At 73.9% G+C, this 24,136-nt stretch carries 22 protein-coding genes; 11 read left to right on the plus strand and 11 right to left on the minus strand.

All coding sequences use genetic code 11. From position 1 onward, the window contains the following. Positions 1–167 precede the first annotated feature (167 nt). Genes ACFWDO_RS16270 through ACFWDO_RS16300 form a run of 7 tightly spaced genes read right to left on the minus strand, consistent with a single transcriptional unit; the run spans position 168 to position 8,132 of the window. The gene (locus tag ACFWDO_RS16270) at positions 168–1,652 is read right to left on the minus strand and encodes an NAD-dependent succinate-semialdehyde dehydrogenase (RefSeq protein WP_380316842.1); all 1,485 of its coding nucleotides are present in this window, start codon (positions 1,650–1,652) and stop codon (positions 168–170) included. Then, entirely contained in the window at positions 1,649–2,482 is an 834-nt protein-coding gene (locus ACFWDO_RS16275) for an HpcH/HpaI aldolase/citrate lyase family protein (protein WP_380316845.1), read from the minus strand. The genes ACFWDO_RS16270 and ACFWDO_RS16275 overlap by 4 nt, the downstream gene beginning before the upstream one ends. Further along, positions 2,467–3,282, minus strand: a complete 816-nt coding sequence (locus tag ACFWDO_RS16280) for a fumarylacetoacetate hydrolase family protein (RefSeq protein WP_380316848.1) — start codon at positions 3,280–3,282, stop codon at positions 2,467–2,469. The genes ACFWDO_RS16275 and ACFWDO_RS16280 overlap by 16 nt, the downstream gene beginning before the upstream one ends. After that, the gene (gene hpaD, locus ACFWDO_RS16285; protein ID WP_380316851.1) at positions 3,279–4,433 is read right to left on the minus strand and encodes a 3,4-dihydroxyphenylacetate 2,3-dioxygenase; all 1,155 of its coding nucleotides are present in this window, start codon (positions 4,431–4,433) and stop codon (positions 3,279–3,281) included. Before hpaD ends, ACFWDO_RS16280 begins: the two co-directional genes overlap by 4 nt. A gap of 20 nt (positions 4,434–4,453) precedes the next feature. Then, a complete protein-coding gene (hpaE, locus tag ACFWDO_RS16290) occupies positions 4,454–5,962 on the minus strand; it encodes a 5-carboxymethyl-2-hydroxymuconate semialdehyde dehydrogenase (protein ID WP_380316854.1) in 1,509 nt (502 codons plus the stop codon). After that, the gene (locus ACFWDO_RS16295; RefSeq protein ID WP_380316857.1) at positions 5,962–6,660 is read right to left on the minus strand and encodes a GntR family transcriptional regulator; all 699 of its coding nucleotides are present in this window, start codon (positions 6,658–6,660) and stop codon (positions 5,962–5,964) included. The genes hpaE and ACFWDO_RS16295 overlap by 1 nt, the downstream gene beginning before the upstream one ends. Then, the gene (locus ACFWDO_RS16300) at positions 6,657–8,132 is read right to left on the minus strand and encodes a fumarylacetoacetate hydrolase family protein (RefSeq protein ID WP_380316860.1); all 1,476 of its coding nucleotides are present in this window, start codon (positions 8,130–8,132) and stop codon (positions 6,657–6,659) included. Before ACFWDO_RS16300 ends, ACFWDO_RS16295 begins: the two co-directional genes overlap by 4 nt. A gap of 101 nt (positions 8,133–8,233) precedes the next feature. Between ACFWDO_RS16300 and ACFWDO_RS16305 the strand changes: the two genes are divergently transcribed. Further along, positions 8,234–9,631 (plus strand): MFS transporter, encoded by a 1,398-nt coding sequence (locus ACFWDO_RS16305; protein WP_380316863.1) that lies wholly within the window; start codon positions 8,234–8,236, stop codon positions 9,629–9,631. A 31-nt stretch (positions 9,632–9,662) separates the two neighbouring features. Here the strand turns inward: ACFWDO_RS16305 and ACFWDO_RS16310 are convergent, their stop codons facing one another. After that, positions 9,663–10,502, minus strand: a complete 840-nt coding sequence (locus ACFWDO_RS16310; protein WP_380316866.1) for a hypothetical protein — start codon at positions 10,500–10,502, stop codon at positions 9,663–9,665. 236 nt (positions 10,503–10,738) lie between these two features. Here ACFWDO_RS16310 and ACFWDO_RS16315 point away from each other — a divergent pair, with 236 nt between their 5' ends. Continuing rightward, positions 10,739–12,166 carry an aldehyde dehydrogenase family protein gene (locus ACFWDO_RS16315; RefSeq protein ID WP_380316869.1) on the plus strand — a complete coding sequence of 476 codons (1,428 nt, stop codon included), beginning with the start codon at positions 10,739–10,741 and terminating at the stop codon, positions 12,164–12,166. Positions 12,167–12,177: 11 nt separating this feature from the next. Further along, complete coding sequence (locus ACFWDO_RS16320; RefSeq protein ID WP_380316872.1) at positions 12,178–13,716, plus strand: GMC family oxidoreductase; 1,539 nt, start codon at positions 12,178–12,180, stop codon at positions 13,714–13,716. A 3-nt stretch (positions 13,717–13,719) separates the two neighbouring features. On the opposite strand, the gene ACFWDO_RS16325 is transcribed toward ACFWDO_RS16320, so the two are convergent. After that, on the minus strand, positions 13,720–14,424 hold the full coding sequence (locus tag ACFWDO_RS16325; RefSeq protein WP_380316875.1) for an IclR family transcriptional regulator: 705 nt from the start codon (positions 14,422–14,424) through the stop codon (positions 13,720–13,722). A gap of 122 nt (positions 14,425–14,546) precedes the next feature. On the opposite strand from ACFWDO_RS16325, the gene ACFWDO_RS16330 reads away from it, so the two are divergent. The 4 genes from ACFWDO_RS16330 to ACFWDO_RS16345 all read left to right on the plus strand — a co-directional run bounded on the left by ACFWDO_RS16330 (position 14,547) and on the right by ACFWDO_RS16345 (position 18,497). Next, complete coding sequence (locus ACFWDO_RS16330; protein WP_380316878.1) at positions 14,547–16,439, plus strand: FAD-binding monooxygenase; 1,893 nt, start codon at positions 14,547–14,549, stop codon at positions 16,437–16,439. Between the two features lie 42 nt (positions 16,440–16,481). After that, positions 16,482–17,078, plus strand: coding sequence for a gamma carbonic anhydrase family protein (locus ACFWDO_RS16335; protein ID WP_380316881.1), 597 nt, complete (start codon positions 16,482–16,484; stop codon positions 17,076–17,078). Positions 17,079–17,124: 46 nt separating this feature from the next. Beyond that, a complete protein-coding gene (locus ACFWDO_RS16340) occupies positions 17,125–17,853 on the plus strand; it encodes an alpha/beta fold hydrolase (RefSeq protein ID WP_380316884.1) in 729 nt (242 codons plus the stop codon). Positions 17,854–17,930: 77 nt separating this feature from the next. After that, complete coding sequence (locus tag ACFWDO_RS16345) at positions 17,931–18,497, plus strand: dihydrofolate reductase family protein (protein WP_380316887.1); 567 nt, start codon at positions 17,931–17,933, stop codon at positions 18,495–18,497. 21 nt (positions 18,498–18,518) lie between these two features. Here the strand turns inward: ACFWDO_RS16345 and ACFWDO_RS16350 are convergent, their stop codons facing one another. After that, positions 18,519–20,054, minus strand: coding sequence for a DUF222 domain-containing protein (locus tag ACFWDO_RS16350; protein WP_380347042.1), 1,536 nt, complete (start codon positions 20,052–20,054; stop codon positions 18,519–18,521). Positions 20,055–20,213: 159 nt separating this feature from the next. Here ACFWDO_RS16350 and ACFWDO_RS16355 point away from each other — a divergent pair, with 159 nt between their 5' ends. Continuing rightward, entirely contained in the window at positions 20,214–20,636 is a 423-nt protein-coding gene (locus ACFWDO_RS16355; RefSeq protein WP_380326623.1) for an HIT family protein, read from the plus strand. Between the two features lie 49 nt (positions 20,637–20,685). Here ACFWDO_RS16355 and ACFWDO_RS16360 read toward each other — a convergent pair whose 3' ends face one another. Continuing rightward, positions 20,686–22,350, minus strand: coding sequence for a thiamine pyrophosphate-binding protein (locus tag ACFWDO_RS16360; protein ID WP_380326620.1), 1,665 nt, complete (start codon positions 22,348–22,350; stop codon positions 20,686–20,688). 241 nt (positions 22,351–22,591) lie between these two features. Here ACFWDO_RS16360 and ACFWDO_RS16365 point away from each other — a divergent pair, with 241 nt between their 5' ends. From ACFWDO_RS16365 to ACFWDO_RS16375, 3 genes are read left to right on the plus strand one after another with little or no spacing between them, the layout of a single operon-like run. Next, complete coding sequence (locus ACFWDO_RS16365; protein ID WP_380326617.1) at positions 22,592–22,912, plus strand: ArsR/SmtB family transcription factor; 321 nt, start codon at positions 22,592–22,594, stop codon at positions 22,910–22,912. Next, positions 22,893–23,417 (plus strand): SRPBCC family protein, encoded by a 525-nt coding sequence (locus tag ACFWDO_RS16370; protein ID WP_380326614.1) that lies wholly within the window; start codon positions 22,893–22,895, stop codon positions 23,415–23,417. Before ACFWDO_RS16365 ends, ACFWDO_RS16370 begins: the two co-directional genes overlap by 20 nt. After that, the gene (locus ACFWDO_RS16375; protein ID WP_380326611.1) at positions 23,414–24,103 is read left to right on the plus strand and encodes an antibiotic biosynthesis monooxygenase family protein; all 690 of its coding nucleotides are present in this window, start codon (positions 23,414–23,416) and stop codon (positions 24,101–24,103) included. The genes ACFWDO_RS16370 and ACFWDO_RS16375 overlap by 4 nt, the downstream gene beginning before the upstream one ends. The last annotated feature ends 33 nt before the right edge of the window (positions 24,104–24,136 follow it).

A 24,136-nucleotide genomic window follows, 5' to 3' on the forward strand; every position in this document is an offset into this window, starting at 1 on the left:
GGCCCGTTTTTTTTAAAACCCCCCCGCGTTCTTCCCTAAAATGCCGTGTTTTTCCCAAACGGGGGGTGGTAGTCAACTACCTCGCGGATTCTCGAACTACCTCGGCATTTTCGGAACTACCTCGCGCAATCTCGAACTACCTCGCGGGGATCCGGACTACCTCGCGCTCAGAGGGGCATGCCGACGTACTGCGTCTCCTGGTACTCGGAGATGCCCTCGAAGCCGCCCTCGCGGCCGGTGCCGGACTGCTTCATGCCGCCGAACGGCGCGGCCGCGTTGGAGATGACTCCCGCGTTGAGGCCCAGCAGGCCGAACTCGAGTCGCTCGGCGAACGCGAGCCCACGACGGACGTCCCCGGTGAACACGTACGACGCCAGCCCGTACTCGGTGGAGTTGGCGAGCTCGGCCGCCTCGTCCTCGGTGCGGAACGTGGCGACGGGGGCGACGGGGCCGAAGATCTCCTCGGTCATGCAGCGGGCGTCGGCGGGGACGTCGCGCAGCAGGGTGGCCGGGTAGAAGTGGCCAGGGCCGTCGGGGCGCGTGCCGCCGACGACGACCTGCGCGCCGCGCGTGACGGCGTCGTCCACGAGCGCGGCGACGGAGTCCACGGCCTTGGCCTCGACGAGCGGGCCGAGGGTCGTGCCGTCGTCCAGGCCGTTCCCGACGGCGACGGCGCGGAAGCGCTCGGCGAGGCGGGAGACGAACTCGTCGGCCACGGACTCGTGCACGTAGAAGCGGTTCGCCGCGGTGCACGCCTCCCCGCCGTTGCGGAGCTTGGCGGCCATGGCGCCGTCGACGGCGGCGTCCAGGTCGGCGTCCTCGAAGACGATCAGCGGGGCGTTGCCGCCCAGCTCCATCGAGGTGCGCAGCACGTTCTCGGCGGCGGCCCGCAGCAGGTTCTGCCCGACCGGCGTCGAGCCGGTGAACGAGACCTTCCGCAGCCGCCGGTCGGCCATCAGCGGCTCGCTGACGGCCGCCGCGGAGGCCGACGGCACCACGTTGAGCACGCCGTCGGGCAGCCCGGCCTCGACCATGAGCTGCGCGAACAGCAGCGACGTCAGCGGCGTGAGCCGGGCCGGCTTGAGCACCATGGTGCAGCCGGCGGCGACGGCGGGCGCCACCTTGCGGGTGGCCATCGCGAGGGGGAAGTTCCACGGCGTGATGAGCAGCGACGGGCCTACCGGGCGGCGCTGCACGAGAAGGCGCAGCGTGCCCTCGGGGGAGTGCGCGTACCGGCTGTCGTCGTGGGTGACCTGCTCCGCGAACCAGCGCAGGAACTCGCCGCCGTAGGTGACCTCGCCGCGGGCCTCGGCCAGGGGCTTGCCCATCTCCAACGTCATGAGCAGGGCGAGGTCCTCGCGGCGCTCCTGCACGAGGGCGAACCCGCGTCGCAGGATTTCGGCGCGCTCCCGCGCGGAGGTCGCGCCCCACGACTCCTGCGCCGCCGCGGCCGCGTCGAGGGCAGCGCGCGCGTCGTCGCTCGTCGCGGAGGCGACCCGCGCCAGCGTCTCCTCGGTGGCGGGGTTCTCGACGGCGAACGTGCCGCCGTCCGACGCGTCGCGCCAGGCACCCCCGATCAGCAGCCCGGTGGGCGTGGTGGTCAGGAGCTCGGCCGCGCGCTCGCGGGCCGAGACTGTCGACACGGTCGTCATCGGGTCTCACCGTCCTTGCTGTCGTTGTCCTTGCTGTCGTTGCGCGAGGCGACGCGCGCGGCGAGCTGCTCCGTGCCGCGCGCGAGCAGGGTGACGTCGGCGCCGACGACGACGTACGACGCGCCGGCGTCGAGGTAGCGGTCGGCCATGGCCGGGTCGAAGGCGTTGACGCCGACGGGCGTGCCGGCGGCGCGGCACGCGGCGATCGCGCCGAGCACCGCGTCGACGACCTCCGGGTGGTCCTGCTGCCCGAGGTGGCCGAGGGACGCCGCGAGGTCCGCGGGCCCGATGAGCACGGCGCCGACGCCATCGGTCCCGGCGATGCCTGCAGCGTCCTCGATCGCGGCCCGCGTCTCGAGCTGCACGACCAGCGTGATGCCGTCGTCCGCACCGCCCAGGTACCCGGGCACGCGGCTCCACCGCGAGGAGCGGGCGAGCGCGCTGCCGACGCCGCGCACGCCGGCGGGCGGGTAGCGGACGGCGCGGACGGCGTCCGCGGCCTCGGCGGCGGAGTCGACCATGGGCACCAGGACGTTGGTGGCGCCGAGGTCGAGCACCCGCTTGAGGCCGACGGGGTCGCCCGACGGCACCCGCACCAGCGTGGCGACGGGGTACGCGGCGGTCGCCTGGAGCTGCGCGAGGACCGTGGTGAGGTCGTTGGGCCCGTGCTCGCCGTCGACCAGCACGACGTCCAGGCCGCTGCCGGCCAGGATCTCCGCGGCCACGGGGCTGCCCATCGACGACCAGGCGCCGACGAGCGGGCGGCCCTCGTCCCCGGCCTCCGCGAGCATCGCGGCGAGCGAGCGGTCCGGTGTCAGACGAAGCGGCATGTCACGGCCCCCAGGGATCCAGTTCCGGCGTGATAGTCGGCGTGCACGGTGTCGCCGGGGTGCACCCACGTGGGGCGCGTGAACGACCCGGCCAGGACGGTCTCGCCCGCGGCGAGCGAGTCGCCGTGCGCGGCCAGCTTGTTGGCGAGCCAGGCGACGCCGGCGGCAGGGTGCCCCAGCACGCCCGCGGCGACGCCCGTCTCCTCGATCGTCTCGTTGCGGTACAGCAGCGCGGACACCCACCGGAGGTCGACGTCGTCGACCCGGACGGGCCGCCCGCCCACCACCATCGCACCCATCGCGGCGTTGTCGCTGATCGTGTCGACGATGGTGCGGCCCGGCATCTCGACGCGGGCGTCGAGGATCTCCAGCGCCGGCACGACGCGGTCGGTGGCACGCAGCACGTCGGTGACGGTGACGCCGGGGCCCTCCAGCCGGGTGGCGAGGACGAACGCCAGCTCCACCTCGACGCGCACGTTGGAGTACGCGGCGTGCTCCACGACGCTGCCGGACTCGAGCACCATGTCGTCGAAGATCACGCCGTAGTCCGGCTCGGTGATGCCGGTCGCGGCCTGCATGGCCTTCGACGTGAGGCCGATCTTGTGCCCGACGACGCGACGCCCGCGCGCCTCGCCGCGCTCGCGCCAGGTGCGCTGCACGGCGTACGCGTCGGCGACCGTCATCCCCTCGTGCCGCGCGGTGAGCAGCGGCACGGGGGTGCGGGTGCGGTCGGCCTCGGCGAGCTCGTCCGCGATCGCGACGACGGCCGCGTCGTCGAGGGTGCGCTCGCCGTCGCTCACAGCGTCTCCCCGAGCTTGAATCCCTGCACGCCGCCGCCGTCGGCGTCGTCCCGGCGGGTGTAGGAGAAGCCGTCGGCGCCGACCGTCACCTCCATCTCGGAGTCGTCGGTGCGGGCGACGACGGGCTGCGGGTTGCCGTCGAGGTCGAGCACGAGGGACGCCTCGGTGTACCAGCTCGGCACGACGGGGTTGCCCCACCAGTCGCGGCGCTGGTTGTCGTGCACGTCCCACGTGACGACGGGGTTGTCCGGGTCGCCGGTGTAGTAGTCCTGCGTGTAGATCTCGACGCGGTGCCCGTCGGGGTCGCGCAGGTAGAGGTAGAACGCGTTCGAGACGCCGTGGCGGCCCGGGCCGCGCTCGATGGCGTCCGAGCGGCGCAGCGCGCCGAGCTTGTCGCAGATGGCGAGGATGTTGTGCTTCTCGTGCGTCGCGAAGGCCACGTGGTGCATGCGCGGGCCGTCGCCGCCGGTCATGGCCGTGTCGTGCACGGTGGGCTTGCGGCGCATCCACGCCGCGTAGACCGTGCCGGCGTCGTCCTGGATGTCCTCGGTGACGCGGAAGCCCAGGTCCTGCATGAACTTCACGGCGCGCGGCACGTCCGGCGTGACCTGGTTGAAGTGGTCCAGGCGCACCAGCTCGCCGGGGGTGTGCAGGTCGTAGCGCCACGACAGCCGCTCGACGTGCTCGGTCTGGTAGAAGAACTCGTACGGGAAGCCGAGCGGGTCGATCACGCGGACCGACTCGCCGATGCCCTTCGTGAAGCCGCCCGGCTCGCGGCGCACCTCGCAGCCGAGCTCGGTGTAGAAGGCGACGGCCTTGTCGAGGTCCTCCGGCGTGCGCACGCGGTAGGAGAACGCGGCGACGGCGGCCACGTCGCCCTGGCGCAGCACCAGGTTGTGGTGGATGAACTCCTCGGTGGAGCGCAGGTAGACGGTGCGCTCGTCCTCCTCGGTGACGTACAGGCCGAGCACGTCGACGTAGAACTCGCGCGAGGCGGCGAGGTCCGTGACGACGAGCTCCATGTACGCGCAGCGCAGGATGTCGGGCGCGGGGCTCGACGGCGTGGGGACCGGGTTGTCCGAGTGGATCGGCGCCTCCTGGGAGACGTAGAAGCCCGAGGAGGTGAGGGTGCGGTCGTTCAGGTGGGTCATCGTGGGCGTCCTTGCCGTTCTCAGTTCTTGCCGAAGGTGGGGTTGTGGACCTTGCCGAGAGTGATGTGCACGGCCTGCTGGTCGGTGTAGAAGTCGATGGAGCGGTAGCCGCCCTCGTGGCCCAGGCCGGACGCCTTGACGCCGCCGAACGGGGTGCGCAGGTCGCGCACGTTGTTCGAGTTCAGCCAGACCATCCCGGCCTCGACGGCCTGGGAGAAGTTGTGGGCCCGCTTGAGGTCGTTGGTCCAGATGTACGCCGCGAGGCCGTACTTCACGCCGTTGGCGAGCTCGAGCGCCTCCTCCTCGGTGTCGAACGGCGTGATGGCGACGACGGGGCCGAAGATCTCCTCCTGGAAGATCCGGGCGTCGGGCTTCACGTCGGCGAAGACCGTCGGGGCGACGAAGTTGCCCGTCTCGAAGCCCTCGGGGCGGCCGCCGCCGGCCACGAGCCGGCCCTCGGTCTTGCCGAGCTCGACGTAGCTCATGACCTTCTCGAAGTGCTCCGGGTGCACCAGCGCGCCCACCTCGGTGTCCTTCTCGTGCGGGTACCCGACGCGCACGCGCTTCGCCTGGGCGGCGTACCGCTCGACGAACTCGTCGTAGACGGCGCGCTCCACGAGGATGCGCGAGCCGGCGGTGCAGCGCTCGCCGTTGAGGGAGAAGACGCCGAAGATCGTCGCGTCGATCGCGGCGTCGAGGTCGGCGTCGGCGAAGACGACGGCGGGGGACTTGCCGCCCAGCTCCATCGACAGGCCCTTGAGGTACGGGGCGGCGTTGCCGAAGATCAGCTGGCCGGTGCTGCTCTCGCCGGTGAAGGAGATGAGCGGCACGTCGGGGTGCTTGACCAGCGCGTCGCCGGCCTCCTCGCCCAGGCCGTTGACGAGGTTGAACACGCCCTGCGGCAGCCCGGCCTCCTCGAAGATCCCGGCCCACAGGGACGCGGACAGCGGCGTGAACTCGGCGGGCTTGAGCACCACCGTGTTGCCGGTGGCGAGCGCGGGGGCGAGCTTCCACGACTCGAGCATGAACGGGGTGTTCCACGGCGTGATGAGGCCGGCGACGCCGATGGGCTTGCGGTTGACGTAGTTGATCTGGCGGCCGGGCACCTTGTAGGTGTCGTCGGCCTGCGCCACGATCAGGTCCGCGAAGAAGCGGAAGTTCTCGGCGGCGCGACGCGCCTGGCCCAGCGCCTGGGTGATCGGCAGGCCGGAGTCGAACGACTCCAGCTCGGCGAGGCGGGCGTCGCGCGACTCCACGAGGTCGGCGATCTTGTGCAGCACCCGCGAGCGCTCGCGCGGCAGCATCTTCGGCCACGGGCCCTCGGTGAAGGCGCGGCGGGCCGCGGCGACGGCGGCGTCGACGTCGGCCTTCTTGCCCGCGGCGGCCTGGAGGTACGTCTCGTTCGAGACCGGGTCCAGCACGTCGAAGGTGGCGCCGTCGACGGAGTCGACGAAGCGGCCGTCGACGTAGTGCCGGATCGCCGTGGGCAGGTCGGCGGGACGGTGGGTCTGCGTGGTCTGGTCGGTCATCACTTCTCCTGCGTGTGCGAGCGGTGCTGCTCCTGGAAGGCGAGCACGGCGTCGAGGGTGTGGGTGCGGTGGTGGCGGGCGGCGAGCTCGACCTCGTCCGGGGTGGCGTCGCCGGCCTGCAGCCGGACGACGAGGTCGAGGATCGCGTCGTGCTCCGCGACGGACTCGTGGGCCCGGCCGGGCACGAACGAGAACGACGAGTCGCGCAGCACGGTCATCCGCCGCCAGCCGCGGTGGACGAGGTCGAGCACGTGCGGGTTGGGGCACGGCTCGAACAGCACGGCGTGGAACTCCAGGTTGAGCTCCGTGAAGCGGTGCGGGTCGAAGTCGGCGAGGCACTCCCGCATCCGCGCGTTGACGGCGCGGGCGGCGTCGAGCTGCGCGGCCGACAGGTGCGGGGCGGACAGCGCGGTGGCGAAGCCCTCGACGAGGGCGAGGGTCTCCATCGTGTGCTGGTACTCGGCCTCCTTGATGAGGGCGACCTGCGCGCCGACGTTGCGCTCGAACGTCACCAGGCCCTCCGCCTCGAGGCGGCGGATCGCCTCGCGCACCGGCACCACGGACATGTCGAGGTTGCCCGCGAGCTGCGCCAGCACGAGGCGGTAGCCGGGCACGAAGCGCCCGTCCTCGATCCGCTCGCGCAGGTAGGCGTACGCGCGCTGGGACTTGCTCACGCCCACCGCGGTCGGGGTGCTCATCCGGCGCTCGTCTCCCGCTCGTACCGCGCCCGCCACTGCGCGTTCATGGGGAACAGCCCGTCGACGGGGGCCCCGGCGGCGACCTGCTGGGTGACCCACGCGTCGGCGGCCTCCTGGGCCTCGGCCTCGGCGAGCACCTCCTCGACGAGGGCCGGCGGGATGACGAGGACGCCGTCGCCGTCGCCGACGACGACGTCGCCCGGCTGGACGGCCGCGCCGCCGCAGGCGACGGTCACGTCGGTCTCCCACGGCACGTGCTTGCGCCCGAGGACGGACGGGTGCGGGCCCTGGGAGAACACGGGGATGCCGATCTCGGCCACGGCGTCGGCGTCGCGGACGCCGCCGTCCGTGACGATCGCGGCGGCGCCGCGCACCTGGGCGCGCAGGGCGAGGACGTCGCCCACGGTGCCGGTGCCGCGCTCGCCGCGGGCCTCGACGACGATCACCTCGCCCGGCTCGACGGCGTCGAACGCGCGCTTCTGCGCGTTGAAGCCGCCGCCGTGGGAGGCGAACAGGTCGGGGCGGAAGGGGATGAGCCGCAGCGTGCGGGCGGTGCCGACGAACCGGTCGCCGGGGTGGTTGCCGTGCACGCCCTCGACGAAGACGTCGGTGTAGCCGCGCTTGCGCAGCGCGGCGGACAGCGTGGCGACGGCGACGCCGGCGAACCGCTCGCGCATCGCGTCGGTGAGGACGAAGGCGGGCTCGGGTGCCGGCGCGGGGGTGCCCCAGGCCTCGGCGCGCTGCGTGTCGTCGACGGCGGGCTTCGAGCCGAAGTCCCCGAAGGCGTGGGTGCCGGCGGTGACGGTGGTGACGAGGCGGCCGCTCGACAGTGGTTCCGAGGCGCGCGCCCCGGGCGTCCCCGGGGCGTCCACCTCGACCTCGACGACCTGCCCGGGCCCGACGACGGACGACCCCGCCGGGGTACCGGTGAGGATGACGTCGCCCGGCTCGAGCGTGAGGTGCTGCGACAGGTCGGCGACGAGGCGGCCGAAGTCGAACAGCAGGGTGCCGGTGGAGTCGTCCTGCACCAGCTCGCCGTCCACCCAGGTGCGCACGCGCAGGCCCGCCGGGTCGACGTCGGCGGCGGGGATCCAGCGCGGGCCGAGCGGCGTGTAGCCGTCGCCGCCCTTGTTGCGCAGGTTGGAGCCCTTGTCGGCGGCGCGCAGGTCGTAGAGGCCGAAGTCGTTGGCCGCGGTGACGGCGTCGACGTGCGACCAGCCCTCGCGAGGGGAGACCCAGCGCGCGGCGGTGCCGATGCGGATCGCGACCTCGCCCTCGAAGGCCAGGAGCTCGGTGCCCAGCGGGCGCTCGATCGTGCCGCCGGTCCCGGCGAGGGACGACGCGGGCTTGAGGAAGTAGGACGGCTGGCTCGGCGTCCGGCCCCGCTGTGCCGCGCGGGACGGGTAGTTCAGGTGGACGGCGATGATCTTGCCGGGCCGGGTCGTGTGCGCAGGCTGGTCGTCGGTGACCACGGGTACCTCACTGTCAGGTCGAGGCTGTCATGTCGTATCTCGGATGATATACGATCTTGCGCACTGCACCACCCGCGGACTGACAGAGAGGTCTTCCGGACATGACCACCGGCACCGCCGCCGCCCCCCACGGCACCGCACCTCGTGGCACCGAGAGCCGCGAGCTCCGACGGGTCGCCTTCGCGACCGTCATCGGCACCACCATCGAGTGGTACGACTTCTTCCTCTACGCCAGCGCCGCCGGACTCGTGTTCGGCACGCTGTTCTTCGAGCCGGCCGGCAAGAGCGCGGCCACCCTGCTGTCGTTCGCGACCGTGGGGATCAGCTTCCTGTTCCGCCCCCTCGGGGCGTTCCTCGCCGGCCACTTCGGCGACAAGATCGGGCGCAAGGCGATGCTCGTCGTCACGCTCGTGCTCATGGGCGGCGCGACGACCCTCATCGGCGTCCTGCCCACCTACGAGACGATCGGCATCGCCGCGCCCGCGCTCCTCGTGCTGCTGCGCATCGTCCAGGGCCTGTCGACCGGCGGCGAGTGGGGCGGCGCCGTCCTCATGGCCGTCGAGCACGCGCCCGACGGCCGCCGTGGCCGCATGGGCGCGTTCCCGCAGATCGGCGTGCCGATCGGCCTGCTCCTCGCCTCCGGCGTGCTGGCGCTCATGACCGGCGTCGTCTCCCCGGGCGACGCGTTCCTCCAGTGGGGCTGGCGCATCCCGTTCCTGCTGAGCGTGGTGCTGATCGTCGTGGGGATGATCGTGCGGCGGTCGGTGGAGGAGAGCCCCGTCTTCCTCGAGATCGCGGAGAAGAAGGCGGCCGCCAAGACGCCGATCCTCGTGCTGTTCCGCAAGCACTGGCTGCTCGTGCTGCTCGCGGCCCTCACGTTCGCCGGCAACAACGCGGCCGGCTACATGACCACCGGCGGGTACCTGCAGAACTACGCGACCACGCCGCTGGCCGACGGCGGCCTCGTCGGGATGGACCGCACCCCGGTGCTGCTCGCCGTCGCGGGCGCGTCGGTCGTCTGGCTGGCCTGCACGTTCGCGGCGGGCGCCGTCTCCGACCGCATCGGCCGCCGCAACACGTACATCATCGGCTGGGTCGCGTTCCTGGCCACCGTGTTCCTGCTGTTCCCGCTGGTGAACACCGGCAACCCGTGGCTGCTGTTCCTCGGCGTCTCGCTGTTCGCCGTCGGCAACGGGTTCACCTACGGGCAGCAGGCCGCGTACTTCGCCGAGCTGTTCCCCGCCTCGATCCGCTACTCCGGCGTGTCCATCACCTACGCGATCGGCGCGATCCTGGGCGGCGCGTTCGCGCCGACCATCGCCACCTGGCTGGTGCAGCGGACGGGCACCGCCACGTCCGTCGCGTTCTACGTGGCCGGCGTCATGGTGGTCGCGTTCGCCGCCACGCTGCTGCTGCGCGACCGCACCGGCATCCCGCTCGGCCCGGAGCACGAGCAGGAGCAGGCCGCGAGCCCGATCTACGGCGTCTCGAAGGCCTGACGGCGCTCGCACCAGCACCGGCGCGCCCCGGTCACCGGAGCAGCTTCTTGCGTACTCCGAGGTACGAGCTCTCGGTGGCCGGGCCCCACGTGCCGGTCGCGGACACGGACAGCACCCGCTGCAGCGCGGCGACGGTCTTGTCGTGCGCGGCCCGGGACTTCGGGCCCCAGACGCCGTCGGCGGTGACGCCCACCGCGCGCTGCGCCGTCCTCACGCCGTAGGGGAACTTCGTGCCGTGCATGCGGGAGGCGGCGCGGATCGCCTGCAGCCGCTGGTCGGTGTTCGTGCCCCACAGGTTGTCGCTCTGCGCCCACGGGAAGTGGGCCACCCGCTGGAGCCGCTGGGCGGTGCGAGAGCCGGTGGGCGCGAGCACGGTGCCGCGGCCGTAGTTGGACGTCGTGCCGACGTCGACGTGCACGTGGTTGCGGTGGCTCGCGGCCGACCCCGCCGTCCCGTCGCGCGCGTAGATCACGCCCAGGCCCATCGAGTCCGCCACCTTGATCGCCGTGCGCGCCCGCGTGCGCTCCGACGCGGGGGCCCCGGCCGGACCGTAGTTGAGGTCCGCGGCGAGGCCGTCGTAGTGCCACGAGCTCGTCGCGTGCGCCCCGCGGGTCACGCCGCCGTACGACGGGTGCTCCGAGACCCGGAACCCGTACGCGCGCGCCCAGCTCAGGTACGCCTCGAGGGTCGCGGACGAGCTCTTCTGGCGGCCGATCCGCAGGGCCAGGGAGCCCTCGACCGGCTGCGCGGCGGAGTCGGCGACGGCCGGTACGGCGCCGAGCGGCGCGAGCAGGACGGCGCAGACGCCGGCCGCCACGAGGTGCCGGCGGGGCACGCGGGCACGGGCGGGGACGGGCGGTCGTGAGCTCATGGGGACACCTCGCTCCTCGGCGTGGACCTCGGGTTCCGGCGAGCGCCGTCGCCCTGGGCCACCATGCCTGCGGACGGTCGGTTCTGCCAGGCGACCGTGCCTCCTGCGACATCGACGGTGCGCTGCGCGACAAGCCTCGAGGGCCCGTGCGTCCCGAGAATGACGGGACCGGTGCCGCGCGTGCGGCGCCGCCGCGCACCGCCGCACCACGCACCACACGCACCGAGGAGACGCTGATGTCCGGACCCACCCAGGCGCTCGACGAGCGCACCCTGCTCGCCCGCGTCCAGCCGCCGGAAGGGGAGGGTCGCGAGATCCTCGACGCCGCCACGCGGGAGGTGATCGGCCGCGCCCCCGAGCACACCGTCGCCGACCTGGAGGCCGCGCTCGCGACCGCGCGCGCGGCGCAGCCGGGCTGGGCCGCCCTCGGGCACGAGCGCCGCAGCGCGCTGCTGCTGGAGGCCGCCGACGCGATCGACGCGCACGCGGAGCCGCTCGCGCGCCTGCTGTCGCGCGAGCAGGGCAAGCCGCTCAACGGGCCGAACGCCCGCTTCGAGGTGGGCGCCGTCTCCGCCTGGCTGCGCACCGCCGCGACCACGGCGCTGGAGCCGGAGGTGCTCGTCGACGACGAGACGACGCACGCCGAGCTCGTGTACCGCCCGGTGGGCGTCGTCGGCGCCATCGGCCCGTGGAACTGGCCGATGATGATCGGCATCTGGCAGATCGCGCCGTCGCTGCGGATGGGCAACACCGTGGTCACGAAGCCGAGCGAGCACACCCCGCTGAGCGTCCTGGCGATGGTCGCGGTGCTCAACGACGTCCTGCCCGACGGCGTGCTGACCGCCGTCTCCGGCGACCGCGAGGTGGGCGCCCGCCTGGCCGCGCACCCCGACGTCGACAAGGTGATGTTCACGGGCTCCACCGCCACCGGCCGCCGCATCGTCGAGGCGTCGGCGGGCAACCTCGCCCGGCTCACGCTCGAGCTGGGCGGCAACGACGCCGGCATCGTGCTGCCGGGCGCGGACCCGAAGGCCATCGCCCAGGACCTGTTCTGGGGCGCGTTCATCAACACCGGACAGACGTGCGCGGCCCTCAAGCGGCTTTACGTGCACGACTCGCTCTACGAGGACGTCGTCGCCGAGCTCGCGGCGATCGCCGCCGGGACGCCCATGGGCGTCGGGCTCGACGAGGAGAACGTGCTGGGCCCGCTGCAGAACGCGCAGCAGCTCGACGTCGTCTCCCGCCTGGTCGAGGACGCGAAGGCTCGCGGCGCGCGCGTCGTCACGGGCGGCGAGGCCGCGCCCGAGCTCGGCCCGCTGTTCTACCGCGCCACGATCGTGGCCGACGTCGCCGACGGCGTGCCGCTGGTCGACGAGGAGCAGTTCGGCCCGGCGCTGCCCGTGATCCGGTACACGGACGTGGACGACGCCGTCGCGTCGGCGAACGGGCTCGATGTCGGCCTCGGCGCGTCCGTGTGGTCGGCCGACCGCGACGAGGCGCGCGCCGTCGCCGCCCGCCTGCAGGCCGGCACGGTCTGGATCAACGGCCACGGCGGCCTGCACCCGATGGTCCCGTTCGGCGGCGTGAAGTCCTCCGGCTACGGCCTGGAGTTCGGCGTCGAGGGGCTGAAGTCCGTGGCCGTGCCGCAGGTCATCAACGGTTGAGAGGGAACGACATGACGACAGCGATCGTGGTGGGCGGCGGCTCGGCGGGTTCCGTCGTGGCCCGCAGGCTGGTGGACGCCGGGGTGCAGGTCACCCTCCTGGAAGCCGGGGGAGAGGACACCAACCCGGCCATCCACGACCCGGCGCGGCAGGGCGAGCTCTGGCACAGCGCCGACGACTGGGACTACCGCACCGTGCCGCAGGAGCACGCGGCCGGCCGCCGCCTGCACCTGCCGCGCGGCAAGGTGCTGGGCGGCTCGCACGCCCTCAACGCGATGATCTGGGTGCGCGGCGCCGCGGCCGACTTCGACCACTGGGCCGAGCTCGGCAACGAGGGCTGGTCGTGGCAGGACGTGCTGCCGGTGTACCGCGACATCGAGGCGTACTCGGGCGCGCCGTCGCCGTTGCGCGGCACCGACGGCCCGCTGTGCGTCGAGGACGGGTACCCGCTCGACCCGATCCAGGAGTCGATCGTCGCCGCCGCCGTCGAGGAGGGGCTGGAGCACAACCCCGACTACAACGGCGACCACCTGGACGGCGTCTCCCAGCAGCAGGTCACGCTCCGCGACGGCCGCCGCGTCAACACGTGGACCGCCTACCTGCAGCCGGTGCGCGACCGGCTCACGATCGAGACCGGGTGCCACGTGCACTCGGTGATCGTCGAGGACGGGCGGGCCGTCGGCGTGCGCTACCGCGCCGCCGGCGAGGACCGCGAGCTGCGCGCCGACGAGGTCGTGCTCGCCGCGGGCGCGCTGGACTCGCCGGCGATCCTGCTGCGGTCCGGCATCGGGCCCGCGGACGAGCTGGCCGCGCTGGGGATCGACGTCGTCCGCGACGCCCCCGGCGTGGGGCGCAACCTGCACGACCACCTGCTGGCGCCCGTCGTCTTCCGCACGACCGAGCGCCCGGTGGGCCCGCCGCGGTCCGGGGTGTCCGTGACCCAGACGCACCTGTTCTGGCGCAGCCGCCCCGACCTCGAGGTGCCCGACACCCAGCCGATCCACTTCTCCGTCCCCATGTACGGCGAGGAGCTGGAGCCGGTGGGCGACGACGGCTTCTCGCTCCTGGCGGGGATCGTCTCGCCCCGCAGCCGCGGTGCGCTGACGCTGTCCGGCCCCGGGCTCGACGACCCGGTGCGCATCGACCTGCAGGCGCTCGCGGACCCCGAGGACGTGCGCGCGCTGGTCGCGTCGGTGCGGCAGATGCGGTCGATCGGCGCGCGCCCGGCGCTCGCCGAGGGCTGGGGCGCCGAGGAGGTCTACCCGGGCCCGGACGTGTCGGACGACGAGCTGGAGGACTACGTGCGGCGCACCGTCGTCACCTACCACCACCAGGTCGGCACCTGCCGGATGGGCGTGGACGAGGACGCCGTCGTCGACCCGCGCCTGCGGGTGCATGGGATCGAGCACCTGCGGGTGGTGGACGCGTCCGTCATGCCGCGCGTCACCACGGGCAACACGAACGCACCGTCGGTCCTCATCGGCGAGCAGGGCGCCCGGTTCCTGCTGGAGGACGTCGGCGCGCTCGGGGCGGACGAGCGGGCGGCGTAGCCCTCAGCCGCCCAGCGCGTCGCGGACGGCGCTCGCGGAGGCCGTGAGCCGGTCCGCGATGCGCTGGGCGTCGAGCGGGCTCGCGACGTGCACGACGGCGATGGCGGCGGGCCCGCGCCCCCGCAGCGCCAGGGGCACCGCCACCGACTCCAGGCTGGGGATGACCTCGTCGCGGCTCGTCGCGAACCCGCGCTCCGCGGCCTCCGCGACCGTGGCACGCAGGGGCTCGGGGGCGCCGTCGGGCCACTGCGCGGGCGGCAGCTGCGTGAGGATCGCCTTGCCCGGCGCCCCCACCGTGACGGGGTGGCGGGCGCCCGGGTGCTGGGCCACGGGCGCGACGGCGTGCCGCGGCTCGACGCTGACGAGCGTCACGCACTCGTCGTGGTCGAGGACGGCGAGGAAGCACGTCATCCCCAGCTCGTTCGCGACGGCGGTGAGCTCGGGCAGCGCCTCGGCCTGCAGGTCGTGGGCGACGCCCGCGGCGAGCGCGGCCATGCGCGGGCCGAGCGCGACGCCGCCGTGCGCGTCGCGGACGACGAGCCCGTGGTGCTCGAGCGTGCGCAGCAGCCGGTAGGCGATCGAGCGGTGCACGCCGAGCAGCCCGGCGACGTCGTCGATGGTCAGGGGCCCGCGGGCGTCGGCGAGGACCTCCAGGATGCGGATGCCGCGGCTGAGGGTCTGCGACGGGGGAGGGCCGGCGTCCGGCATGGGAGTCCTTCCGGTGGGTTACGCTTCATTCAATAGTAGAACGACGTGTTCGAATATCGAACACTAGCGTAGGTGCCCGACGCGGACGTCGGGTGGCGCATCGACGACGATGAGGAGAGCTCGTGCAGTTCCACCACCACGGTTACGTCTCCGGCGACCCGCGGGTCCAGCCGCCCGCCGGCACCGGTGTGGACCGGCCCGCCGAGCTGCCCGACGAGGTCGACGTGCTCGTCGTCGGGTCGGGGCCGGCGGGCATGCTCCTCGCCGCTCAGATGTCGCAGTACCCGGGCGTCACCACCCGCATCATCGAGAAGCGCGAGGGCCGCCTGGTGCTCGGCCAGGCGGACGGCATCCAGCCGCGCAGCGTCGAGACCTTCGACGCGTTCGGCTTCGCGGAGCGCATCATCGCCGAGGCCTACAACATCGGCTGGATGAACTTCTGGGGCCCGGACCCCGAGAACCCGAAGCAGATCGTGCGCACCACGCGCACCGAGGACTACGGCCTCAAGATCAGCGAGTTCCCGCACCTCATCGTCAACCAGGCGCGCGTGCTCGACTACTTCGCCGAGGCCGCCGCGCTCGGGCCGGGCCGCATCGTGCCCGACTACGGCGTCGAGTTTCTCGGCCTCACCGTGCACGACGGCGACGAGTACCCCGTGGAGGTGCGCGTGCGGTACTGCGCGGGCGAGCGGACCGGCGAGGAGCGCACCGTGCGCGCCAAGTACGTCGCCGGGTGCGACGGCGCCCGCAGCGCCGTGCGCGAGTCGATCGGCCGCAAGCACGTGGGCGAGTTCGCCGCGCACGCCTGGGGCGTCATGGACGTGCTCGTCAACACCGACTTCCCCGACTGGCGCACCAAGTGCGCGATCAACTCCGAGGCCGGGAACATCCTGCACATCCCCCGCGAGGGCGGGTACCTCTGCCGCCTGTACGTGGACCTCGGCGAGGTCGCCGCGGACGATCACCACCAGGTGCGCAGGACGCCCATCGAGGAGATCATCCGCCGCGCCAACGAGATCCTCAGCCCCTACACGCTCGACGTGAAGGAGGTCGCCTGGCACAGCGTCTACGAGGTCGGCCACCGCGTGACCGACAAGTTCGACGACGTGCCCGACGGCGAGGAGCACCGCACCCCGCGCGTCTTCCTCACCGGCGACGCCTGCCACACCCACAGCGCCAAGGCCGGCCAGGGGATGAACGTGTCCATGCAGGACGGGTTCAACCTCGGCTGGAAGCTCGGGTCCGTGCTCACCGGGCTGAGCCCCGAGTCGCTCCTGGCCACCTACTCCGCCGAGCGGCAGCCCGTGGCGCAGCAGCTCATCGACTTCGACCGCGAGTGGTCCAGCCTCATGGCCCGCAAGCCCGAGGAGATCTCCGACCCGCAGGAGCTCGCCGACTACTACCTCGCGACGTCGGAGTTCCCGTCCGGCTTCATGACCCAGTACGCGCCGTCGTCGATCGTCGGCACCGGCGCGCGCCAGGAGCTCGCCGGCGGGTTCCCGCTCGGCAAGCGGTTCAAGTCCGCCCAGGTGACGCGGGTGTGCGACGGCAACGCCGTCCACCTCGGTCACCACGCCAAGGCCGACGGGCGGTGGCGGATCTACGCGTTCGCCGACGCCGCCGCGCCGGGCGAGGGCTCGGCCGTGGACGCGTTCGCCGCGTGGCTCGCGTCGCCCGAGTCGCCCGTGTCGCGGTACACGCCGGAGGGGGCGGACGTCGACGCCGTCTTCGACGTCAAGGTCGTCTACCAGCAGGCGTACGAGGACGTGGACGTCGCCGTCGTGCCCGACGTGTTCCGCCCGCAGACCGGCCCGCTCGGCCTCACCGACTGGGAGAAGGTGTACGCGGCCGCCCCGTCCGCCTGGAACCCGGACGACATCTTCGCCGAGCGCGAGCTGTCCCGCGACGGCGTGGTCGTCGTCGTGCGCCCCGACCAGTACGTCGCGCACATCCTGCCGCTCGACGCCACCGACGAGCTCGCCGCGTTCTTCGCCGGGGTGTTCGTCGGCCGCTGAGCCGGGACGAGGCCGGAGGGCGCGGCTGGTACGGTCCCGGCCATGCTGGTCCGTCATCGAGGAGACACGCCCACCGTCGACCCGTCGGCGTACGTCGCACCGACGGCGGTGCTGGTCGGCGACGTGCACGTGGCGGCCGGGGCGCGGATCCTGCACGGTGCCGTCCTCTCCGCCGAGGACGGCACCGTCGTCGTCGGCCGCGACACCGTGGTGATGGAGCAGGCGCTCGTGCGCGGCCGCAGCGGCCACGACGCGCGCCTGGGCGACGCCGTGCTGGTGGGCCCGCACGCCCACGTCAACGGCAGCACGGTCGAGGACGAGGCGTTCGTCGCGACCGGTGCCGCGCTGTTCCCGGGCAGCCGGATCGGCGCCGGGGCCGAGGTACGCATCCACGGCGTCGTGCACGTCAACACCGTCCTCCCGCCCGGCGCGGTCGTGCCGATCGGGTGGGTCGCCGTGGGCGACCCGGCCCGGATCCTGCCGCCCGGCAGCCACGACGAGATCTGGGCCGTGCAGCGCGAGCTCGACTTCCCGGGCACCGTCTACGGGGCGACGCGGGACACGCCGATGCGCGAGACGATGCGGCGCCAGTCGGAGTTCTACGGCACGCACCGCGACGACGAGGTGCTGCCGCAATGACGTACCGGCGCAAGGACGGGACCGCGACCCGGCCCGTGCGCGGCCGATGAACGGCGACCTGCCGCGGCTGCACGTGCGTGAGTGGGGCGGCGGCGACCGCACGGCCCTGCTGCTGCACGGGTTCATGGGGTCGGGGGACTCCTGGTGGCGCGTCGGGCCGGCGCTCGCGGAGTCGGGGTGGCGGGTCCTGGCACCGGACCTGCCCGGGCACGGCAGCTCCCCGCGGGACCCTCAGCTCACCGTGCCGCGGGCGGCGCGGGCCGTCGTCGCGACCTTCCGGGAGCGGTCGACTGCCGGGCCCGAGATCGCCGTCGGCCACTCGTACGGAGGAGTGGTGCTCGCCGCCGCGCGCGCGGAGCTCCGGCCGGCCAGGACGGTGCTGGTCGACGCCCTGCCGCGGTTCCGCGGCGGCGGCGACCCGGTGGAGCTCCGCGCGGACTACGAGCGCGACCGCCGGGCCCGCACGTACGACGATCTCCGGCGCACGCGCCCGCACTACGGCGAGCAGGACGCGCGGGTCGAGGCCGCGGCCGCGGAGGCGTTCGACCCGGTCACCGCCGCGGCCGTCGTGTCGTCGCCGGACGGGGACTGGCCGCTGCCCGCCGGCGCGGCCGTGATCCGTCCCGCGCCGAGCGCCTTCGTCCCCGACGACGACGCGGCACGCCTCGCGGCGGGCGGGGTGGTCGTGCGCGACGTGCCCGGGGCGGCGCACTCGGTCTGGTACGGCCACTACGAGGAGTTCATGGCCGCGCTCCGCGAGGTGCTGCCGCGCTGAGGCCCGCGGGCGACGGCGTCCGGCGGTGGCGATACTGGGGGCGACCAGGAGTGGCCAGCGGCCGAGGAGGCCCCGCGATGGCAGACCTGATGATCGACTACATCACCTCGCTCGACGGGTTCGGCTCCGCCGAGGGGTGGCCCGGCCTGTGGGGCATGGGCGGGCCGGACTACTTCGCGTTCCTCGAGGAGGACGGCCGGCAGGAGTGGACGACGCTGCTGGGCGCCACGACCTACCGGCTGTTCGCGCGGTTCGCGGAGACCGGCGAGGAGGAGATGGCCGAGGTCACGGCGCGGCCGAAGGTCGTGTTCTCCCGGACCCTCACCGAGCCGCTGGAATGGGCCAACACCACGCTCGTCGCGGGCGACGCCGTCGCGGCCGTGCGCGCGATGAAGGAGGGCGACGTGCCGCTCCGGACCATCGGCAGCCGGGGGCTGGCCCGCTCGCTGCTGACCGCGGGACTTGTCGACCGGATCCGTGTGGTGGTGTTCCCCGTGGTCAACGGCGCCAGCGGCGGCGACCGCCTCTACGACGGCTGGCCCGACGTTCGCCTGGAGCTCCTCGACAGCCGCACCCTCGACGGCCGGTTGCAGCTGCTCGAGTACGCCCCGACGGTGCTGGACGGCCCGCCCGGCGTCGGCTGAGCGGCCGTCCTGGCGGCGTCGTCAGAACGGCGGGTCGCCGGGTTCGGGACCTGCTCGTCCGGGGCTCACGCGCTCGGCTGGAGGGGAATACCCCGCCCGTTCGGGCGCCGGTGTCTCGGTCTCGGTTGCCGACGCCTCGGCCGCGGTCTGGAGGGCGAGGTGCTGTGTCTCGGTGGCCCAGGCGTCGAGGTGGTCGAGGGTGTGGTCCGCGGATCCGGGCTCGGTGAGGTAGGTGCGGCCGCGGGGTGAGGTCCAGGCCAGGACGCCGGTGCCGGGCCGGCCGCCCGGCCGGTCGTGGAGGTGTTCGACGGTCCATCGGGACTCGTGCTTCAACGTGTGGTGACGGCGGCACAGTGCGGCGAGGTTGGTGGCGTCGGTGGTGCCGCCGTGCTCCCAGGCGGTGGTGTGGTCGAGGTCGCAGCGTCGTGTGGGGATGCGGCAGCCGGGGAACCGGCAGGTGAGGTCGCGTTGGGTGAGGAAGGCGCGTAGGTCGGCGGGCACGACGTAGGAGCGTCGGTCGACGGTGAGCATCGCGCCGGTGACGGGGTCGGTGAGCAGGCGTCGCAGGGTGGGGGCGCGGGCGGTGAGGTGGCGTGCGGTCTCCGCGTCGATGGGGATGGTGCCGTCCAGCAGGCCCGGACTCTCGCTGGTGCCGGTGAGGGTGGTGATCGGGACGGTCACGTGCACCACGGGCCGGACGGTGCGCGCCAGCGTGGCGAGCGGATCGGGCAGGTCCGGTAGATCTGGTGGTGCCGTCCCTGGCGGGGTGTTCGGGTTGGTTGCCGCGCCTGGCGGTCCTGCGGCGTGCGTGGCGTGCGAATCCGTCACCTGGTGGTCGTCGAGGAGGAGGGCGGCCAGGGCCGCGGCGCGCAGCTGCCCGACCCTGCGCGGGTCACCGTCCGTCTTGGCGCGGGTGGCGGTGCGGTGCAGGCGGTCGTAGACGGCACGCGCGACGGGGGTCGGCAGGTGCGCGGTGAGCCAGGACATCCCGTCGGTGCCGTCGTCGACCCATACGTCCGCCTTCAGGGCGGCGGCCTGGTGGCGGACCTCGGCGGGCACCGGGTGCAGCCGGTCCCGCGCGGCGCGGACGAGCGCCCCGAACCGTGCCGCCGTCATCCCGGGTGCCCGGTCCAGGACCGCGCGCTCGACCCGCACGGCGACGCTCGGGGGCAGGCCTGCGACCGCGTCCGCGAGCTTGGCCGCGTGCTGGTAGCTGATCGTTCCCGCGCACAACGCCTCCAGCGTCGCGGTCGCCTTCGAGGCCAGGACCTCGGCGTCGGCGAGCCAGCCGGCCGCGACGTGCTCGCTGACCCCGAGCGCGCACGCGACCTCCGCGACCAGCGCACGGTGCGCGACCGAGCCGCGACGCTCCGGAGAAGCCGACGACACCCGCTCCACGCCCAGGTCCAGCATCGCCGACTCGTGCGTCGTGGCGAGGACCTCGGCCAGCGCGACCGTGCGCCGTCCCGCCGCCGCGTTCACCGCCGCCTGCTCGTCCGCCGCCCGGTCCAGCGCAGCATCAAGCCGCGAAGCGGCGGTGCTGGGCGGGGTGGCCATACGAGCACTCAACCACCCGCCACCGACACGTTCTCGAACAGGTGTTCGACGACGAGCAGGTCATCGTCGGCCTGCCCGGCGGCGCCCCCGGACGGGGCGGTCGCATGGCAGGATGCCCACGGCCTCCGGGCCAGGACGGACCGAGCGGAAGGCTGTGGAGTGGGCGACCCGACGACGTGCGTGTTCTGCGGGCTGATCGCGTCAGGGGAGGGGTCCTGGGTCGCGCGCGAGCCGGACGCGGTCGCCTTCCTGCCGCGGCCGGGCGGGGAGCTCGCGCCGGGCCACACGCTCGTCGTCCCCCGTGATCACTGCGTCGGGGTGCTGGACGCGAGCCCCCAGGTCATGGCCGCGACGATGGCGCTCGTGCAGCGCGTCTCGGTGGCCATGACCAGGGCGCTCGGGGCGACCGGCGTGGTGCTGCTCAACGCGAGCGGGCCGTTCTCGGGGCAGTCGGTCGACCACCTGCACGTCCACGTCGTGCCGCGCTGGCCGGGCGACGAGGCGACGCTCTGGCCGAGCGACCGGTCGTCCCACGAGCCGATCCCCGCCGCCGCCGCGTTGCTGTCCGCCGAGCTGCGGTAGGCGCCCCAGGCTTCCGGGCGCACCTCGACGTCGAACGCGAGGGGCCCTCTCAACGCGTGCGGCTCACCCGCAGGACCTCCTCCTGCCACGGCGCGACGACGGTGGGCGAGACGTGGCAGTCGAGCATGAGGAAGCGGCGCTGGTCGACGGGCTCGCGCGCCCAGGTCCCGAGGCGGTCGAGGTCGTCGAGGGTGCGCACGACCACGCCCTCGGCGCCGACGGCGGCGGCGAGCGCGGCGAAGTCGGTCTCGGGGATGCGCATGGGCTCCTCGGCGAGGCCCTGCCGCCCGTAGACGTGCACCTCGGCGCCGTACACGGCGTCGTTCCAGACGACGGCGACGCCCCGGCCGCCGGCGGTGCGCACGGCGGTCTCGAGGTCGGCGAGGGCCATGAGGCCGCCGCCGTCGCCGGTGGTGAGGACGACGGTGGCGTCGGGCAGGGCGGCGGCGGCGCCGGGCACGCTGGGGAAGCCGAGGCCGATGGACTGGTAGGCGGTGCCGACCATCATCATCCGGTCGGGGGAGGCCACCGGCCAGTACATGTTGGCCCAGCCGATGAAGTGGCCGCCGTCGGAGACGACGACGCGGTCGGCGGGCAGCAGGGCGCCGATGCGGCTCGCGACGCCGCGCGGGTCGAGCCGGCCGTCGGAGGCGATCCCGTCGGCGGGGCCGGTGTCGTAGGCGCGGGCCGCCGCGACGCCGACGGAGTCGCGCCAGCCGGACGGTGTGGCCCCGAGGGTGCGCAGCTCGTCGAGCAGCGCGCGGGTCACGAGGGCGGCGTCGCCGCGGATGAACGAGCCCACGTGACGGTGGGTGGCCGCCTCGGCGGTGTCGACCTGGACCACGCGCGTGCCGGGGGAGAAGAGGTCCCCGAACCGCATCGTGAACTGGTTGAGCGACGCGCCCACGACGACGGCGACGTCCGCCTCGCGCACGAGCGCCATCGCGCCGTCGGCGCCGAAGCCGCCGGCGACGCCGAGGTCGTAGCGGGCGTCGGGGAAGACGCCGCGGCCGAGGGCCGTCGACGCGGTGAGGGCGCCGGTGGCCTCGGCGAGCTCGCCCAGCGCCTCGCCCGCGCCGGCCAGCCACGCGCCCCGTCCGGCGAGGAGCAGCGGCCGCTCGGCCCCGGCGAGGGCGCGCGCGAGGTCGGTGATCGCGGCGGCGTCGAACGGACCGACGGGCGCGAGCGGGCCGGGGAGCGCGGGCTCGGGGGCCTCGGGCACGGGGCCGGCCTCGCGGGCGGCGACGTCGTAGGGGATCGCGAGCACGACCGGCACGCGGTAGGTCAGGGAGTGCTCGATCGCGATGACGGTGGTCGCGGCGGCGTCCGCGCGGCCGACGGTATAGGTGCGGGCGCCGACGGCGGCGGCCATGGCGATCTGGTCGACGTCCCACGGGCGCGGGCCGGATGTGGGCTCGTCGCCGGTGAGGAGCACGAGGGGCACCCGCGCCTGCGCGGCCTCCGCGAGCGCGGTGAGCGTGTTGGTGAAGCCGGCGCCGTAGGTGGCGGTGGCGGCGGCGATGCGGCCTGACGCGCGGAAGTAGGCGTCGGCGGCGACGACGCCGCCGGCCTCGTGCCGGACGGCGGTGAAGCGGGCGGAGGTGTGGCGCTCGACGTCGTCGAGGAACCAGGCGTTGCCGTTGCCCATGACGCCGAAGACGTGGTCGACGTGCTGGGCGAGGGTGCGGGCGACGTGGGCGGACACGGTGGGCACGGGGCCTCCAGGGAACAGTGACGGATGAGTGGTGTGCGTCCGTATGTGTCCCGTGCGGTCCCGACGCCGGGTCCGAGGTGCTGACTGTGCAGTGGTGACTGCCGGTGACCGGGCTGCCGTGCGCCCCTTTTTCGAGCGCGGGCGGCACCAGTCCGCCTCGACGACGGCGAGTATAGCCCCGCCGCTTCGCCCGTCGGGAGGGTTGTGGAGGCCATCCGTAAGCGGTAACTTACCGTTGGTGATGGCTGACCGATCCGGGTTCGCCGCCCTGGCGGATCCGACACGACGCGAGATCTTCGAGCGGGTCGCGGCCCGCCCCTCGTCGGTGAGCGTGCTCGCCGACGACCTCCCGGTGAGCCGTCCGGCGGTCTCCCAGCACCTGCGGGTGCTCAAGGACGCCGGGCTGGTGGTCGACGAGGCCGTGGGGACCCGGCGGGTGTACCGCGCCGACCCCGATGGGGTGGCGATGCTGCGCGACTACCTCGACCTCTTCTGGCGTCGCTCGCTCGACACCTTCGCGTCCGTCGCCGAGGAGACCTTCCATGAGCGTCCACACCCCTGAGCCCACCGCACCCACCGCCGTCTCCCACGCGGTGGACGTCGCGGCCCCGGTCGAGCACGTCTTCGACGTGTTCACCCTGCAGATGCCGCGCTGGTGGGACCCTGACCACCACCTGCTCGACGCCGTCGTCGACATGATCGTCGAGCCGCGCGTCGGCGGCACGATCACCGAGGTCGCCGCCACCGGGGAACGGTGCACGTTCGCCCGCGTGCTCGCGTTCGACCGCCCCACCCGGTTCGCCTTCAGCTGGGACGTCTCGCCACGCTGGGAGGTCGAGACCGACCCCGCCCGGTGCAGCGAGGTGCACGTCTCGTTCACCGCGACGGGCGACGCGACCACGCGCGTCGTCCTCGAGCACCGGCACCTCGACCGGCACGGCGAGGGCTGGGGCGGCATGCGCGACGCCGTCGGCGCCGACGACGGCTGGGCTCTCGACCTGCGGCGGTTCGCCGCGGTCGCGGGCGAGGAGGCGAGCCGGGCCGACGTCGAGGGGAGGACGTCGTGACCTTCGCGTTCGTCGCCATCCACCACCCGCGGCCGGAGCGGCGCCAGGAGCTGCTCGACGGGATGCTCGAGATGGGCACGGTCATGGCCGCCGCCCCGGGGTACCTCGGCGCGGGGCCGTGGGAGGACGCGCACACCGACCGCATCCTCGGCATCTCGTTCTGGGAGTCGGAGGCCGCGTTCCGGGCGGCCGTGCCGCCAGGGATCGGCGACCCTAGCGACGAGGTCCCGGAGGCCGAGACCCGCCCCCGCGACGTGTTCCTCCTGCAGTCGTACGAGCGGCCCGACGCCGACGGCTTCGCCGCGTTCTTCGAGGCGATGTCGGACGACGAGGGCGGCTCCGGGGCCGACGGGTTCGCCGAGCAGTTCCTCAGCCTCGACCCGTCGACCGTGGCGGTCGTGGGCCGCGAGCAGCTGCGCGCCGCGCTGCCCGCCCGGCACGCGATGTTCGGGTCGATCGGCGCGACGGGAACGCGGCTGAGCGGCCTCGACGTCACCCGCCTCGACGACCGGCACGTGCTCGCCCGCACCACGTGGGACGTGCTCTTCGCCGACGAGTCGGCCGAGCCGATGCGGCTCGAGTCGACGTACCTGTTGCGCCGCGACGGCGGGCGGTGGCAGGCGGTGGTCTACCTCAACCACCGGGACGTCGCCGCGGAGGTCGCCGCGCGGGCCGGCAGGGGATGACAGGGGGCTGGCCCGTCCCGCGCGCGGCGCGGG

Source organism: Isoptericola sp. NPDC060185, from assembly GCF_042728595.1.
Classification (GTDB): Bacteria; Actinomycetota; Actinomycetes; order Actinomycetales; family Cellulomonadaceae; genus Isoptericola.

What these genes read in the sequence shown, in the direction of transcription:
- ACFWDO_RS16270 (WP_380316842.1), bottom strand. Translation starts at nt 1,652, where the DNA reads ATGACGACCGTGTCGACAGTCTCGGCCCGCGAGCGCGCGGCCGAGCTC.
- ACFWDO_RS16275 (WP_380316845.1), bottom strand. Translation starts at nt 2,482, where the DNA reads ATGCCGCTTCGTCTGACACCGGACCGCTCGCTCGCCGCGATGCTCGCG.
- hpaD (WP_380316851.1), bottom strand. Translation starts at nt 4,433, where the DNA reads ATGACCCACCTGAACGACCGCACCCTCACCTCCTCGGGCTTCTACGTC.
- hpaE (WP_380316854.1), bottom strand. Translation starts at nt 5,962, where the DNA reads ATGACCGACCAGACCACGCAGACCCACCGTCCCGCCGACCTGCCCACG.
- ACFWDO_RS16295 (WP_380316857.1), bottom strand. Translation starts at nt 6,660, where the DNA reads ATGAGCACCCCGACCGCGGTGGGCGTGAGCAAGTCCCAGCGCGCGTAC.
- ACFWDO_RS16305 (WP_380316863.1), top strand. Translation starts at nt 8,234, where the DNA reads ATGACCACCGGCACCGCCGCCGCCCCCCACGGCACCGCACCTCGTGGC.
- ACFWDO_RS16310 (WP_380316866.1), bottom strand. Translation starts at nt 10,502, where the DNA reads ATGAGCTCACGACCGCCCGTCCCCGCCCGTGCCCGCGTGCCCCGCCGG.
- ACFWDO_RS16315 (WP_380316869.1), top strand. Translation starts at nt 10,739, where the DNA reads ATGTCCGGACCCACCCAGGCGCTCGACGAGCGCACCCTGCTCGCCCGC.
- ACFWDO_RS16320 (WP_380316872.1), top strand. Translation starts at nt 12,178, where the DNA reads ATGACGACAGCGATCGTGGTGGGCGGCGGCTCGGCGGGTTCCGTCGTG.
- ACFWDO_RS16325 (WP_380316875.1), bottom strand. Translation starts at nt 14,424, where the DNA reads ATGCCGGACGCCGGCCCTCCCCCGTCGCAGACCCTCAGCCGCGGCATC.
- ACFWDO_RS16335 (WP_380316881.1), top strand. Translation starts at nt 16,482, where the DNA reads ATGCTGGTCCGTCATCGAGGAGACACGCCCACCGTCGACCCGTCGGCG.
- ACFWDO_RS16340 (WP_380316884.1), top strand. Translation starts at nt 17,125, where the DNA reads ATGAACGGCGACCTGCCGCGGCTGCACGTGCGTGAGTGGGGCGGCGGC.
- ACFWDO_RS16345 (WP_380316887.1), top strand. Translation starts at nt 17,931, where the DNA reads ATGGCAGACCTGATGATCGACTACATCACCTCGCTCGACGGGTTCGGC.
- ACFWDO_RS16350 (WP_380347042.1), bottom strand. Translation starts at nt 20,054, where the DNA reads ATGGCCACCCCGCCCAGCACCGCCGCTTCGCGGCTTGATGCTGCGCTG.
- ACFWDO_RS16365 (WP_380326617.1), top strand. Translation starts at nt 22,592, where the DNA reads ATGGCTGACCGATCCGGGTTCGCCGCCCTGGCGGATCCGACACGACGC.
- ACFWDO_RS16370 (WP_380326614.1), top strand. Translation starts at nt 22,893, where the DNA reads ATGAGCGTCCACACCCCTGAGCCCACCGCACCCACCGCCGTCTCCCAC.